At 44.5% G+C, this 15,218-nt stretch carries 15 protein-coding genes; 13 read left to right on the forward strand and 2 right to left on the reverse strand.

What is annotated here, in order from left to right:
• Window positions 1–509: 509 nt before the first annotated feature.
• The 5 genes from AB6E54_RS17245 to AB6E54_RS17265 all read left to right on the forward strand — a co-directional run bounded on the left by AB6E54_RS17245 (window position 510) and on the right by AB6E54_RS17265 (window position 3,302).
• On the forward strand, window positions 510–764 hold the full coding sequence (locus tag AB6E54_RS17245; protein WP_017065030.1) for a hypothetical protein: 255 nt from the start codon (window positions 510–512) through the stop codon (window positions 762–764).
• Window positions 757–1,725, forward strand: coding sequence for a glycosyltransferase (locus AB6E54_RS17250; protein WP_372106772.1), 969 nt, complete (start codon window positions 757–759; stop codon window positions 1,723–1,725). The genes AB6E54_RS17245 and AB6E54_RS17250 overlap by 8 nt, the downstream gene beginning before the upstream one ends.
• A 266-nt stretch (window positions 1,726–1,991) precedes the next feature.
• Complete coding sequence (locus AB6E54_RS17255) at window positions 1,992–2,315, forward strand: hypothetical protein (RefSeq protein WP_240799474.1); 324 nt, start codon at window positions 1,992–1,994, stop codon at window positions 2,313–2,315.
• 191 nt (window positions 2,316–2,506) lie between these two features.
• Window positions 2,507–2,860, forward strand: coding sequence for a DUF2513 domain-containing protein (locus AB6E54_RS17260; RefSeq protein ID WP_157938691.1), 354 nt, complete (start codon window positions 2,507–2,509; stop codon window positions 2,858–2,860).
• A gap of 34 nt (window positions 2,861–2,894) precedes the next feature.
• Window positions 2,895–3,302, forward strand: a complete 408-nt coding sequence (locus AB6E54_RS17265) for a hypothetical protein (RefSeq protein WP_372106773.1) — start codon at window positions 2,895–2,897, stop codon at window positions 3,300–3,302.
• 5 nt (window positions 3,303–3,307) lie between these two features.
• On the opposite strand, the gene AB6E54_RS17270 is transcribed toward AB6E54_RS17265, so the two are convergent.
• Window positions 3,308–4,363: an ISAs1 family transposase gene (locus AB6E54_RS17270; protein WP_372106775.1), complete on the reverse strand. Its 1,056-nt coding sequence runs from the start codon at window positions 4,361–4,363 to the stop codon at window positions 3,308–3,310.
• A gap of 447 nt (window positions 4,364–4,810) precedes the next feature.
• A complete protein-coding gene (gene mpaA / locus AB6E54_RS17275; protein ID WP_372102130.1) occupies window positions 4,811–5,518 on the reverse strand; it encodes a murein tripeptide amidase MpaA in 708 nt (235 codons plus the stop codon).
• A 148-nt stretch (window positions 5,519–5,666) separates the two neighbouring features.
• On the opposite strand from mpaA, the gene AB6E54_RS17280 reads away from it, so the two are divergent.
• From AB6E54_RS17280 to AB6E54_RS17315, 8 genes are all read left to right on the forward strand, one after another.
• On the forward strand, window positions 5,667–7,292 hold the full coding sequence (locus tag AB6E54_RS17280) for an ABC transporter substrate-binding protein (RefSeq protein WP_102320879.1): 1,626 nt from the start codon (window positions 5,667–5,669) through the stop codon (window positions 7,290–7,292).
• A gap of 170 nt (window positions 7,293–7,462) precedes the next feature.
• Entirely contained in the window at window positions 7,463–8,365 is a 903-nt protein-coding gene (locus AB6E54_RS17285) for a LysR substrate-binding domain-containing protein (protein ID WP_372106776.1), read from the forward strand.
• An 84-nt stretch (window positions 8,366–8,449) separates the two neighbouring features.
• The gene (locus AB6E54_RS17290; RefSeq protein ID WP_017074494.1) at window positions 8,450–9,334 is read left to right on the forward strand and encodes a carbohydrate ABC transporter permease; all 885 of its coding nucleotides are present in this window, start codon (window positions 8,450–8,452) and stop codon (window positions 9,332–9,334) included.
• A 23-nt stretch (window positions 9,335–9,357) separates the two neighbouring features.
• A complete protein-coding gene (locus AB6E54_RS17295; protein ID WP_102428702.1) occupies window positions 9,358–10,305 on the forward strand; it encodes a carbohydrate ABC transporter permease in 948 nt (315 codons plus the stop codon).
• Between the two features lie 6 nt (window positions 10,306–10,311).
• Window positions 10,312–11,592, forward strand: coding sequence for an extracellular solute-binding protein (locus AB6E54_RS17300; protein ID WP_065584077.1), 1,281 nt, complete (start codon window positions 10,312–10,314; stop codon window positions 11,590–11,592).
• A gap of 105 nt (window positions 11,593–11,697) precedes the next feature.
• Entirely contained in the window at window positions 11,698–13,167 is a 1,470-nt protein-coding gene (locus AB6E54_RS17305) for a CehA/McbA family metallohydrolase (RefSeq protein WP_102332228.1), read from the forward strand.
• Window positions 13,157–13,891 (forward strand): HAD family hydrolase, encoded by a 735-nt coding sequence (locus tag AB6E54_RS17310; protein WP_102332227.1) that lies wholly within the window; start codon window positions 13,157–13,159, stop codon window positions 13,889–13,891. The genes AB6E54_RS17305 and AB6E54_RS17310 overlap by 11 nt, the downstream gene beginning before the upstream one ends.
• A gap of 56 nt (window positions 13,892–13,947) precedes the next feature.
• On the forward strand, window positions 13,948–15,084 hold the full coding sequence (locus AB6E54_RS17315; RefSeq protein ID WP_017064948.1) for an ABC transporter ATP-binding protein: 1,137 nt from the start codon (window positions 13,948–13,950) through the stop codon (window positions 15,082–15,084).
• Window positions 15,085–15,218: the final 134 nt, after the last annotated feature.

A 15,218-nucleotide genomic window follows, 5' to 3' on the forward strand; every position in this document is an offset into this window, starting at 1 on the left:
AAAATCTTCGCTAAGAGCGTTTGAGGTGGTCTGAGGGCTGTTTCTGATAGCAAACGCGCACATTTACCATAATAGGAATAATGAACACCTAGTTTATGCACTAACTTTGTTATTATCTATGCCTTAATTTTTTAGCGTTTTTAGGTCTGATATGAAAAAAATGGCAAAATTCAGAGTGATATTTTTACTCTTAGCAACCTCGATGTTGTCAGCTTGTGTGTATACATCCAATGTTGATTATGTGCGTATTTCGGTGATTGCGATCGCCTGTTTCGGTTTATTCCGATCACCGGATCCTACCTTTTTTCTCTCTTCTTATTTTTACTCTAAGTGATCGGAGAATCGCGGAATCAGTGATCGGTTTAAACCGAAATGGGTGATCGGATAATCACGAAGTGATTTCGCACACATCGGTACGATGTATAAGTGCGCATTTCCTCATAATCAGAAATGTGTTTTCACAGCATTGTGATGGTAAAATACCCAAGTATCAACAACAGGATTTGACCATGACAACAAAACTAGAAAAGCTAAAGCGAAAACAAGAGCAACTGAAAGAGCAGATACAAAAAGAGGCACAACGAGTTAAAGCTCAAAACAGAAAGAATGACACAAGACGAAAGATTCTTTTAGGGACGATGGTATTAGATAGGATGTCAAAAAATGACGAGTACAAACAAAAGATCCTATTAATGTTGGATTCTTATTTAAAAAATGAACGTGATAGACTTCTATTTTCGTTAGAGGATAAAAAGCATGACTAGATGTATTCTTCACATACACTCCCAGCCATTACCACCAAATAAAAATAGTGGTGGTGCAAACCGATTGGTTGATTGGTTAGCAAAAGAACAATCCAATATGGGATTTAAAATATATGTATTGTCTCCAGAAGGTTACTCAACAAAACAATATACTCACATTACATTGACAGATGAAGCGAAATGTAATTTACAAAAACTTTCAACATTAATCCCAAAAGATATTACAGACATAGAATATCATGGAGGATTATCCACGGAAATAATATTTAAGTTACGAGATAGATATAAAAACTTTATATCTATCTGCCACGCAGGAGATGGAATTCAGTGTAATACTGTGTTTGTATCAAAAAGCCACGCATCTCAGTCTAAATATAATAAAAATAAAATTAATTTTAATTACATCTATAATGGAATCCCAGAATCAGAATTTGAATATAACGAACAAAAAAAAGGATATTTTCTTTTTTTAGCCAAAGTAAAAAGAAGTAAAAAAGGAATACAGACAGCAATAAAAGTAGCAAAGAAAACAAAATCAAATTTGATTGTGGCTGGCGGACACCGACTAGGCTCACCAGAAACATGGTTTAAATGGCATCCATTAATTACACCAGTTGGATTTGTGAATGGTGATTTTAAAAAAGACTTGTTAAGAAACGCAAAAGCATTACTTGTTCCAATATCTTGGGAAGAACCTTTTGGGCTAACAATTATTGAAGCAATGCTATCAGGAACACCTGTAATAGCATACAACAGGGGGGCAATGAGTGAATTGATAGTACATGGTGAAACAGGGTTTCTGTGTGAGAATGAAGACGAATTTATCAAAGCGATGTCACTTACCCATCAGCTAAATAAGAAAAAAATGAGAGAAAGAGCGGTAAAATATTTCTCATCCTCAGCAATGGCAATAGGTCATCTCAAAATGCTCGATCAGGCATCAACAAAGCAGTGGGAATAAGTGCGTGAAATGCCCCTTATGTTAAATGCGCTACTTAGCTATTAAAAATCAATGCTAGAGGCTCTAAAATCGACGTAGAGCGCATTACACCACACAAACCACACCCAGATAGCTGCGTATTTCGGTGATTGCGATCGCCTGTTTCGGTTTATTCCGATCACCAGATCCTACCTTTTTTCTCTCTTCTTATTTTTACTCTAAGTGATCGGATAATCGCGGAATCAGTGATCGGTTTAAACCGAAATGGGTGATCGGATAATCCCGAAATGACTGAGCGGAATGCTCCGAAATATGCAGATTATGGAACAAAGTTTACTGAAGAACAGGTTTCTCAAATAGAGAAAAAGGTGACAACTAAGAATGATCTAATCAGAATTTTTGGTGAACCGTCTATAAAAACAGTAATCAGCGAAACTGGTGAAAAGTGGGTGTATTCTTATACTGGAGGTAGTGCTTCATCCCAAGCTTTTACAATGAAAACAACATCCGATATCACAACGCACACGATTGATATCTTGTTAGAAAATGGTGTCGTTGTGAATTTTGCAGAAACCAAAAACAAACAAAACATGAATATGTCAGTAGAATAGTATTGAACATTGTACTGGTGTGCGAACCCAGATTTAGACACAAGAACGGCTCCCAATTGGGAGCCGTTCTTCGTTACGGAGTCACGCCGATTGAACATAATAGGAATAATGAACACCGACTTTATGTTGATGTGTCAATGCATTACAATATGCGCTTATTTGATTACTGGAGAGTTACTTTGAAGCGAGATATGGAATTAATTCGCAGCTTATTACTCGCGATAGAAGAAAGTCCGAATGACTATAAACTCGATAAGTATGATGGTGGTGTGGTTCGATATCATGAGGCTCTACTTGTTGAGAAAGGGCTAGTCGAGGGTTCGATAAGTAAAGAGTTAGGAGGAATTGAACCACCATTCGTTCGTATTTATAAGCTAACTTGGGATGGTCACGAGTTCATCGACAACCTTCGTGACGAAAGTGTTTGGAATTCAATCAAAAGTGATTTCAAAGAAGCTAGTTTTTCTACTATCGCTAAAGTCAGTAAAGATTTAGCTGAGGGATTAGCAAAGAAAAAACTAGAATCGATATTGAGCTATATTTAATAATAATATCAATGATTTATAATAAAGATGAGAGATGAGTAGTAAGATAGCTTTTTTCGCAATTGTATTTTCTTTGATTTCTGGATGTGCAGGTTTCAATGACAAAATGACACCTTCTGTGTCTATCCATCAGGATCAATTTGATGGTTCACTTCGTATTGAGCAGCCCCCTGTTAGCGCCTCCTCTAGCTTATCTGAAGGATGGCACACTTTAGGTTTTCAATGGAATCAAAAATTTCCCAATGTGGTCTTTCTTGAAGTCGGTGTGAGTGGCATTACAAATGTCATGGGAGTTGCATTTAATGTTGATGGTCAAATCATCGAAAATGTAAAAGAGGCCAGCAAATTAACTAAGTATGGTGATTGGTCAACTCGTAGACTTGTAATGCCACTCTCCGATTTTGTGAAGGTCTCTCAAGGCCAGGGCGGGAGCATACTTTGATGGATTTATAACCCAAAGAAGACTCTAGCCCGATAATCGTCGTTCCATCCCGCTTTTTTCAACTTCACCTTTTGACTTGGCGCACCGCAATCACATTGCTTAAGCATGTTCATTACAAAGCGTCTGAACAACGCTATGTTCTCAACGGCACCATCCAAAGTGATTCGAGAGCTATCCTCTTTAAAAACAACATCTAATACGTAGTGTTGGCTGTTTTCAATTCGCCAGTGTTGACGAATATAATGACCAAGTAATTTGTGATTCGGCGACATGGAACTTATGTAGTATGACGTATCTACGGTGCCTTTCCCGTTTATCACTCGGTGGCGTTCCACTGCTATAATGCTTCTTACCGTCGGCCATTTCTTTGCTAGTTCTTCGGGCAACTTAGCCTTAAGTTGAAAAACGTATCGCTCTTCGTTACGACCATGATGTGTCTCTTTGATTTCAGTGACTATTTTCTCTTTCCTAGCATCGAAGATAGCCTGAAACTGTTCAACAACATGCGCTTTCTTTTCTTTTATCTTCTCTAGGGTTTCGCGCTGGCAATGCAGCGCATCAATCGTGACCACACTGCCTTTTACATTTATAACATCAAGCATTTGGCGCACAACACTGATCTCGCCATTCTTGTTTTCCGTCGGTTTTTGGCTCAGAACAAGGCCACGCTCAGTGTCATATGCCGTGACCAACTGCAACGCTGTTTTCCTGTCATTTCGATAAGAGCCACGCAGGACTTTTCCGTCGAATGCGATTATGGGTTTATTTTGGTTGGCTCTTTGTTCGTTTATCCACAAGGCCAACGCTTCAAGCAATGACTCCGCAACAACTGAGCGTAATATGCGTGCTATTGTGTGTCGTCGGGGGATTCCATGTTTGAATGGCCTGTACTTTCTTAACCAGCTTAACTTCTCTTCCCCATAAAATTCAATGTCTTGCCATCCTTCGCACCCAGATGCAATAGCACTAATAACGAGGAACATAACGTCAATAAGGTCATGTTTTTGGTTAATGTCAGAACGAGTATCTTCGATGACGGATAGGTGCTCAATTAAGTTCAAAATGGCTGTCTAGCTAAGGGTTTGACGCTATTAGATCATATTTGTTAACAAAGTGCGATCCCGCCCTGCTCTCAAGGCAAAGATGTAAAAATGAAAGTCATCCAAATAGATACTTATTCGGTATCTTCGTTTGGTTCAGCTAACTCGGGCGCAGTAGTTAACACAAAATTTGCTCCATTCGTTCAAAAATTGAAAGAGCAAAATATACAAATAAAAACAGATGTTTAACGAAGGTTTTGCGTGTAGCACCTTGTACTAATATGGGACATCTTTCTGATGGTGATTTACCATAACGGCACTTAGTGCGCACCTAACCCAATACTTTTGCTAGCGCGATGCTACTCACCGCACTAGCACTTCACAAGTAAATTTGCCATACCTGTAGTTATTGATGGTTTTCTAATTTAGAAAAAACACTGGCAAGCTTTTGTCCAAAAATGAGTTGCGCTAACTTCCCTCACACCCCAACACAGCCACAAACGCATCCAAATATTGCTCGATAGTTAAATCCGCAGAAACGGGCGGCAGTTCTACGGTAATACACGGTAAGTTTCTTTCTTGGCACCATGTACCGAATGAGCCTGGGGTTTCGTAATCCACGTCTTCCACGAGTGGTAGGTTGAACTGCTTGCCTAGCCAAGTGGCGAGTTCCGATTGGGTTGGGTCGTCGACCATAGCGAGTGGTTCGTGGAAAGAGATGACGAACTTGGGTTGGCGTTGCTCAATGAGGTTAATGAGCGACTGCACTTCCGGTTCAAGCAGATCGGCTTGTCCCGTTTTTACTTTTACATCTCTGACTGGTGTGTGAGAACTCCAGCGATAGACGGTCCCGTTTTCTGTCCAGTTCTGAGTCGGAAAGGCGCGGTTTAGATCGACTTGGTTAGCGTTGGCACGAGTACCCAATTGATTGCCGTCCGGGTTCATCGACAGGATTACATCGTGTCGTAAGTTGGCGGCAGGCAAACATCTTAGCGCGCAAGATAAACCTGCGATAGAAGCCGTTTCATCACCGTGTGTGCCTGCTAAAATCAGCCCGCGAGACTCGCTTTCTACTTGCGCGGGGAAATAGAGCAAGGGTGCGCCCAATACCGAATTTCCATATGACAGCGGCTTTATTGAAAATGCAGCTCTTTCCGTTCTTGGAATTAAACTCACCTTAATCTCCTGATTGATCAAGTACTATCAAATAGTCACTACTATTTAGATGACCTCTATTAAATAAACCATAGCGTCAAAACTCGTCAACAGTCGCATTGTTAATTTTATTACTTGCTTCAAAGATAGGCTAGGAGAGCAAAAACATATGGATTTTAAGAAACATTCAACGGCTTTACTCATTTCATCTCTATTGACCCCTTTTATCTCAGTAACTGCCGTTGCTGACACATTGCCTGCGGGAACTTCTCTGGCGAAAGAACAACATTTAGTTCGTGCTAACGATGCAGAAGCGGCGACGCTTGACCCTGCGAAAGCAGAAGGCCTGCCAGAAATGCACATTCTACGTGACCTATTTGAAGGTTTAGTGATTCAAGATCGCGATGGCAATATCACCCCAGGTGTTGCACAGTCTTGGGAAACCGAAGACAACCAGACGTTTGTATTCCACCTACGTAAAGACGCGAAATGGTCGAATGGCGATCCAGTGACGGCCGATGATTTCGTGTATGCGATAAGACGCGCGGTCGATCCTAAAACGGCATCGCCGAATGTTTGGTATCTCAAGCTTACTCAAATCAACAACATTGCTGACGTAGCCGAAGGCAAAAAGCCCGTTGAAGAGTTAGGTATCTCTGCAGTCGATAAACACACGGTGAAATTCGAACTCGATAGTAAAGTGCCTTACTTTGTGGCGATGACAGGCCACACATCCATGATGCCAGTGCACAAAGCAACCCTAGAAAGTAGTGACAAGCCGTGGAGCGATCCTAAGCAATTTGTTGGTAATGGTGCATTCGTACTAGATGAGTGGGTGGTGAACGAGCGCATTGAGCTTAAGAAGAACCCGACGTACTGGGACAGTTCAGATACCCACTTAACCGAAGTAACTTATATTCCGTTTGAGAATCAGAATGCCTCGATTAACCGTTATGCGGTGGGCGAGGTCGATATTACTTCGGACGTGCCTACACACATGGCGCAGCAGCTTAAAAGCAAATATCAAGATGCGTTTACCACAGTGCCTCTGTTGTGTACTTACTACTACGCATTCAATACTACGCGACCACCTTTTGATGATGCGCGAGTACGTAAAGCTGTCTCTTATTCTATGATGCGTGACGTTATCACCAATGGTGTGACTCAGGTGGGCAACTTACCGGCTTATACCTTTGCTCATGAGTACACGGCTGGTTTTGATGCGACACAACCTGAATACAGTACTTGGACTCAGAAGGAGCGTGATCAAAAAGCAAAAGAGCTACTGAAAGAAGCGGGCTACGATGCGTCTAATCCGTTGGACTTCAAACTGCTTTACAACACCAGTGAATCGAACAAGTCCATAGCAGTGGCGATTGCATCAATGCTGAAAGGCAACTTAGGTGCACAAGTTGAGCTTGAAAACCAAGAGTGGAAGTCTTACTTGGTGTCACGTCGCCAAGGTGATTTCGATGTAATGCGCGCCTCTTGGTGTGGTGACTATAACGAAGCATCAACCTTCTTGAGCCTATTGCGCTCTGGTTCTTCGGGTAACTTTGCTCGTTACAATAACGACAAGTACGACGCAGCAATGGACAGCGCCTTAGCTGCAACCAGTGAACAAGATCGCCAAGGTTTCTATGATCAAGCAGAACAGTTGTTGGCAGAAGATATGCCGATCGCACCAATTTACTACTACATGCAGGCTCGTCTAGTACGACCAAGTGTTGGTGGTTTTGCGAAGAACAATGTAGAAGGGCGTATCTATTCTAAGGATCTCTACATCAAAGAGTAATTGCGTTTGATTCACGCGGCGACACACCGCTAAGAACATGAAATAAAGAAAAGGGACGTTGATCATAAATATCTGATCAACGTCCCTTCGTCATTAATCTGTAACGGTAAGCGCAAAAAACTGAAACCTGATTGAAGTATTTTTCACTTTTATTTCAATCAGGTGAAGCCATGTTACCCCCTCTACGTGCCCTTGTTGCGTTCGAAGCTGTTGCCCGCCTCGGTTCTATTGGCGCTGCTGCGCGCGAGCTTTGTGTTACCCAAGCTGCGGTGAGTCAGCAGCTTAAAAGTTTAGAAACCTTTCTCGATACCACATTGTTTGAGCGAAGCTCCAAAGGCGTAAAGCTGACGTCAGCTGCCCAGCACTATCAACCGATTGTTGCGGGTTCATTAGCACACCTGAAATTACAGACTCAAATCCTCTTCGGGGAAAAAGAAACCGACGTGTTGAGCCTGCGCGTTAATCACACCTTTTGTCATAACTGGCTGTTACCTCGACTGCCAGCCTTCTATAAGAAATACCCTTTTATCAGGCTCGATATTCAGCTGGTGGACTGGCCATCAACCAACCCTTGTCAGAATGTCGATATCGAGCTGACCAACGGCAAGGTCGAAAGCGAAGACACCCATAGCGAGCGACTGTTTCAAGAACATTGGCAGTTAGTTTGCAGCCCTCAATTCAAATCCGAGCATCAAGAATTACTCAGCAAGCATGACTTTGTTGCTCTGCCGACGGTTCAGGTGAAAGGCTACCGAGAGAATTGGTTGCAATGGCTCGGCCATAACCAATTCGAGATGACATTACCTAAGGTTCTGCTCGAAGTGAGTAACTCTTTACATGCCTTAGAAGCGGTTAAGCACGGTATTGGAATGTTGCTGGTGCGTTCGCTCGCGGTGTCTGAATTGCTCAAGAAAGAAGACCTTGTGTTGGCAAACGAATCCTCAATGCCTGCTGAATCTGCCCACTATTTGATTACTAAACACCGACGCAGTGCCAAGGTGAATTTCTTTTGTGATTGGCTTTATCACCAGATGGAAGACGGTGAACTGGAAGAAAGATTTTCTAATGGGTAGCCATAAAAAAAATGAAGGGCGCTCTTACTAACCTGTCACACAAACCCCTTAATTTAACCGCATACAAATAAGGACGAGGTCACCATGAGTGCTTTCTCACAACCAATGAAAAACCGCTTAAAGGTACTGTTATTTACCGCACCGTTGTTGGTGCCACTGTTTACTTTTTGGCTCGTACCATTTGGTTACTCAATTTATATCAGCTTCACCGATTGGGATTACATCTCGCCAGATTATTCGTTCATCGGTTTAGAAAATTACGAGTACATGGTTGAGGACTATGAGTTCATTCAAGCAGTACTCAACACGTTTTGGTTCTCTGTCGGAGTGGTGATTCCAACCATCATTCTTGGGCTTGTGTTTGCGATGTTGTTGCACAAAAACTTCAAGGGCAGCCAGTTCTATCGTGCGGTGATCTTCTCTCCTTGGATCACGCCAACGGTCGCGGTGTCGATTGTGTGGTCTTGGGTGTTCGAGACGAAGTCAGGCTTGGCCAACCACTTATTAGAGTCGGCAGGGTTTAGCGCAATTCCATGGTTAGAGAACGGAAACACAGCCTTGATTGCGGTGATTATCGTGACGGTTTGGCAGGCGATTGGTTGGACGATGCTGTTTTACATCAGTGCGCTCAACAAGATTCCAGAGTCCCTGTATGAGGCCTCTTTGATCGATGGTTGCAGCAGCTTAACGCGATTTTTGAAGATAACGTTGCCGCTGATTTCACCAACCACATTCTTCTTAGTAGTGGTCAACATTATCACGGCAATGCAGGCGTTCGATCAGTTCCAGATCCTAACGCAAGGCGGGCCGGGCGGTGAGACTCGTACCTTGTTGTACTTGTTCTACCAACAAGCGTTTGAGCGTTACGAAATGGGACCTGCGGCCGCAACATCGTTAGTGATATTCCTGATTACTGGATTGTTGGCACTTATTAATACTTACATCGGCAAGCGCTGGGTGTACTACTAGTCGATTTTTGAAAGGACAGAATTATGACCACGCAAGTATTGGATGCCAATCAAGTCTTAAATCAAAGAGCGGCTGAATCTAAAGTCACAACCCAAACGAAAGCGGCCAAATCAGAGATTGCGTCAAAGAGAAGCTCAGTGGATCGCCGTTCGTTTATCGCACTGGCTAAGCACCTGTTCTTGGCAACCTGCGGAACCATTATGGTGTTCCCGTTCTTATGGATGTTGTCTGGTTCTCTGAAAACCAATGATGAGATCTTTGCTAACCCACTGGACTTGATTCCAGAGCAGTTTCGCTGGGAGACCTTTGTCGAAACCTTCCACAGCGCGCCGTTTGGCTTGTACATCTTCAACAGCTTTAGCGTGGCTTTGTTCACGACTCTGTTGGTGATTGTGAATTCCGCGATGTTTGCATACGCGCTGACTCAGCTGAAGTTTCGCTCGAAGACCGTGCTCTATTTCATCGTGATGGGCTGTTACATGCTGCCGGGTGCAGTGACTTACATTCCGTCTTACATCACTTTGGCAAAACTGGGTTTGTTGGATTCACACATGGGCTTAGTTGCGTCGAACGCGGCGTCGGTTTTCGGTGTGTTTTATCTACGCCAAGTGTTTATCAAGGTGCATCCGTCGCTGATTGAAGCGGCACGAATTGATGGTGCAGGTGAGCTCAAGATCTTATGGGCAATCATCTTACCGCAATGCCGAGCAGCAGTCGCAACACTGTTCCTCATCACTTTTATTACCAATTACAACAGCTACATGTGGCCAAGCCTGGTGATTACGACTCAGGATTTAAATCTGATCGCTACTGGTATTCGTCACTACTTTATTGCCGAAGGTAACTATGGGTTGAACTGGTCGCAAATTATGGCGGCGAGCACCATTGCAGTATTGCCTTTGTTAATTCTATTCGTCATTTGTCAAAAGACGATTCTTTCAGGTATCGCCGATAACGGCGTAAAAGAGTAAACGGAAATGAAACTAAAAACTCTCGCACTAGTGTGTGCTGGCGCAGCAAGCGCGTCGATGTTCTCTAGCAGTGTTCTTGCGGCAACCGAAGTTAACTTTTGGTATTCCGGTGGTACTAAGCCACAGCAAATGATGACTAAGCTCATCGAAGAGTTCAACGCGAGCCAAGATGAGTATGTGGTGAAGCCTGCATTGCAAGGTAACTACACGGAAACCTACCAGAAGCTGCAAGCTGGTTTAGCGTCGAAAACGGCACCTGAACTTGTGCTATTAGATTCAGGTCGTGCGGAAGCGATGCACGGGCGTGGTCTGAGCCGTGACCTAACGCCGTTCATGGATGAAGAGTTCAACTTCTCTGATTTCATTGGCGCGTTTAAAGACCAAGTGACGGCAGACGACGGCACCATCATCGGCTTACCTGCTTACGGTACGACTCAAGTGTTTTACTACAACAAGCAGGTATTGGCAGATAACGGCTTTACCGAGCAAGACCTAAACACATGGCAAGGCGTGGCTAAAGTCGCGGAGAAAGTTACTCAACGTGATGACAAAGGCAACGTGACCTTTTACGGCTGGGAGCCGATGTGGGGCCAAGACAACATGATTGACGCGGCTTTCTCTAACGGTGCGAAGATCATCAGTGATGATGGCAAAACAGTGCTAATCGATTCAGCTGAATGGGTTGAGGTGTGGGACAGTTTCCGTAAGTGGATCCACGACGATCAAATCATGCGTATTCACTACGGCGGTCAAGGCTGGGAATACTGGTACAAAACCATTGATGACGTGATGAAAGACAACGCATTGGGCTATACCGGTTCATCAGGTGACCAAGGTGACTTGGACTTCACTAAGCTTTCAGCAACTACACAGCCGGGTTGGGGTTCAAACCCTTCTGCGCCACAAGCGGGTGCGCTGGTTTACGTAATGCCAAAAGGCACAGATGACGCAGCAGCGAAAGGTGCATTTGAGTTTGTTGAGTTCTACACCAACGCGAAAAACACGGCAGCATGGTCGATGTTTACGGGCTACATCCCTGTGCGCAACAGTGTTTCTGAAGTTCCAGAATACCAAGCGTTCACCAAAGACAACCCACAAGCTCTGATTCCGTTGAAGCAAGCAAACACGGCGACCAAAGATTTCCTTGACCCTACCAACGGTAAGATTATGGATGCGCTGAAGGTGGCTGCAGACCAGATTCAAATCCAAAACGTGCCTGCTGACAAAGCGCTAAAACAAGCGGCTAAGAAAGCGCAACGTGCACTAGACCGAGCGAATCGTTCTTAATCTGCAAAGTGGATTAACACTATCTTTGCATGCATAAAGGCCCATCTACTCGGGTGGGCCTCTTTTTGACCCAGTCCTTCAATTAGGACGAATTTGGTGAAGACAATGACCCAATTTCAAGGTGAACTGCCGTTTGGCAGAGTACGTATCCCCTTTGATGTACCAGCAGGTTCTCACTGCGTAACCATTACTGGTACGACGGTGAAAAAAGGATTCTTATACGCTGCGGCATACGATGCCAACCAAGCATTTCGTGGCAAGGTGTTGTTTGAAAAGGCGCACAAGTCACTCACTATCCAACCGGAAAACTCTGGCTTAGGCGCGATTGATGGTGTGACCCCGCCGGGCGAGTGGTTCTTAGAACTTTATAACCTTGAAGGTGAGTTTCGCACTGAGCGCGCGATGCAGTATCAAGTGGATGTTCTTTGCTCTGATGAGTTAGTGAATAACGATATTGAGCTAGAACTGAACCCAACGGTGACAAGTGAACATGATATCGAGTTCGATTACAGCCACATGCTGAGTTCTGATTCTCGCTGGTATCGTGGCGACTTACACGCTCACACTCAGCTTTCTGATGGTCACAATACCTTGGCTGCGGCTAAAGATATTGTTGAATCTCAAGGGCTCGATTTTTTCTTCTTCACTGAGCACAACATTTGCCAGCCTAAGCTGCCCGTTTCAACACAGTGTTTGTTCTTACCCGCGTTAGAAGTCACAACCGATCTCGGACACTTTAATGTACATGGCCCAGTTAAGTCTTTAGACCTGAGAGACGTTGAACACAGCAGCCAAGCGACCATGGAAGCGGGATTGAGTTTAGCTAAAAGTGGACACAGTTCCCTTGGCATTAATCACCCGATGATGAAGCCGTGGCATTGGCATTACGATCAAGTGGATCTCAGCCAAGTGTCTACGTTTGAAGTGTCCTGCGACCCAACGTGGTCGACCTCGCCAAAAGCGACCGAAGAGGCGTTATTGGTTCTCAATGACATGTGGAATTGTGGCCAACGCATTACGGCGATTGGCGGCAGTGATTCACACCTTGAACCCCATGAACGCAATCCAAAATCGGATGAACCTTCTATCTACGGTGACCCATCAACTTTCGTTTACAGCCATGGTTTGAGCGGCGAAGGCATCTTGTCTGGTTTGCGTAATGGGCAAGTTTACCTAGAGCGCCGCTGTGGCCTGAAGTTTGACATCAACTTAGGCGACTTGCTACCGGGTAATGACTCTCAAGGACAGGCACTTAGTTACCGTATTGCAGTTACTGATTCAGAAAACCCTTACTACGCTGAGTGCGTGGTCGATGGCGAGATTATTGACCGAATCGTTTTGAGTGATGAGCTACAAAGTATCCATATTGATGAAGGCTACCGTTGGTGTCGAGTGGATATCCGTCGTGGAGAACTTTCTTCTGCATTAATCAACAGCCCTCAACCCGTATCTGACGAACGTGAGTTTGAAGGCTGCATCAACGCCGTATTCGACGGCAAACAACCAGAATTTAACCAACCCCTAGTGCGTACTTGGGGAGAACTAATGGAGCGAATGAGCCGTGATGAAGTTTAAGGCGATGTTATTTGATAAAGACGGCACATTGTTAGAGTTCCACAAGATGTGGCTTAACGTTTCTCGTGGTGCTTGTGAGCGTGTGAAATCTTACAGTGACCAACACCAAGGTAATCAAACTGTCACACCTGTTGAGTTACTCTTGGCCATCGGTGTTGAAGGTGATGTGGTTGATAACTATGGACTATTAGCCTCAAATCCAGTGGAAGATACCGCAACAGCGTGGTTCAACATGCTGCAACCGAATGTCTCGCTCACTGAATTCACTAAGGTGACCAAAGCCGCTTTCAATGATGAAGTGGAAGAGAACCCAAGCTGGATTGAAGCCCTGCCGGGTGTGGCTGAAAAGCTTGACCTGTTTAAGCAGCAAGGCATGATTTTAGGTATCGCGACCGCAGACACCAAAGACTCGACCATCTACACACTGGAGCAATCGGGTTTGAGCGAGATGTTCGATTATGTTGGTTATTCTGATGGCGATATCGAACCTAAACCAGCGCCGGCACTACTCAATGCCTTCTGTGAGCAATGCGGTATTGAGCCACATGAAGTGATCATGTTTGGTGACACGGTTTCAGATATGGAATTTGGCCGCAATGCAGGCGCAAGCAATGTTGGTGTGCTGACGGGTACGGCTCAACACAGCGAATTAGAACCAGTAGCGGATCTGGTTATCGCATCGGTTGCCCATTTTGAGCTCAATCAACTGCAAGAACGTGGCTAAAACGTCCACGACAGATTGCAAAGATAGTATTTAACGAATTGATTTAAGGACAGGTTATGGCTGAAGTCACACTGAGAGGGGTAGAAAAAACCTACCCAAATGGTTTTAAGGCTGTGCACGGTGTCGATCTGAATATTCGCGAAGGTGAGTTCATGGTGTTTGTTGGGCCGTCTGGCTGCGCAAAATCCACGACACTTCGCATGATCGCAGGCCTTGAAGATATCTCAGAAGGTGATGTCTACATTGGCGATAAGCGTGTAAACGAATTGCCACCTAAAGATCGTGGTATCTCGATGGTGTTTCAGAACTACGCGCTTTATCCGCACATGTCGGTGTACGAAAACATGGCTTTTGGCCTGAAGCAACAGAAGCTGCCAAAGCATGAAATCAATGAGCGAATTGAAGATGCAGCCAAGACTCTGGATATTGAACATCTGCTAAATAATAAGCCGGGTGAAATGTCGGGTGGTCAAAGGCAGCGTGTGGCGCTTGGCCGTGCGATGGTGCGTAAGCCAGATGTGTTTTTGTTTGACGAGCCCTTGTCTAACTTGGATGCAAAGCTGCGTGTTTCGACTCGTGTCAGCATTGCACAGCTGCACAATAACCTGAAGCAAGAAGGGCAGAACGCCACCATGATCTATGTGACACACGATCAGGTGGAAGCCATGACCCTTGGCGATCGCATCTGTGTGTTGAATCAAGGTGAGATTATGCAAGTCGATACGCCAATGAACCTTTATCAGTACCCAGCAAACAAGTTTGTCGCAGGCTTTATTGGTTCGCCAGCGATGAATCTTCTCAAGGTGAGATTGGATGAGATTGATGGCGTGATGAACGTGGTCTCTGAAAGTGGGACTCGTTGGACACTGCCACAAGACAAGCAGATTATCGCTCGTGAAAAGATGGGTGAGTGGGTATGGTTTGGTGTTCGTCCAGAGCACATTCAACTGGCTAATCACGATGCGCCGCTGGCGGAAGTGAATACTCAAACGCACAGGCTTGATGTGGTTGAGTCGATGGGTAATGAGCTGTATCTCTACTTTAAACTCGGTGCAGATAAGCTGGTGGCTCGCGTGCCTTTTGATGCGGATCGCACGGCAAACAGTGGTGAAGAAACGGTGCTGCATTTCAACACCAGCCAATGTCACCTGTTCGATTTAGAAACCGAAGAGACGCTCGATCCTAAGAGCTGATTCTGTTGATCCTACGAGTTGTTTTGTAAAAAGAAATCCCCATTCGTTGACTAGACGAATGGGGATTTTAGTTACTAGGGGTAGTTACTTTATCAATAGTGAACATTCACTAATTTATTGATTATTTAGATAAC

The sequence above is a fragment of the Vibrio sp. 10N.247.311.49 genome, assembly GCF_041467655.1.
In the GTDB taxonomy this organism is placed as follows: Bacteria; Pseudomonadota; Gammaproteobacteria; order Enterobacterales; family Vibrionaceae; genus Vibrio; species Vibrio crassostreae_C.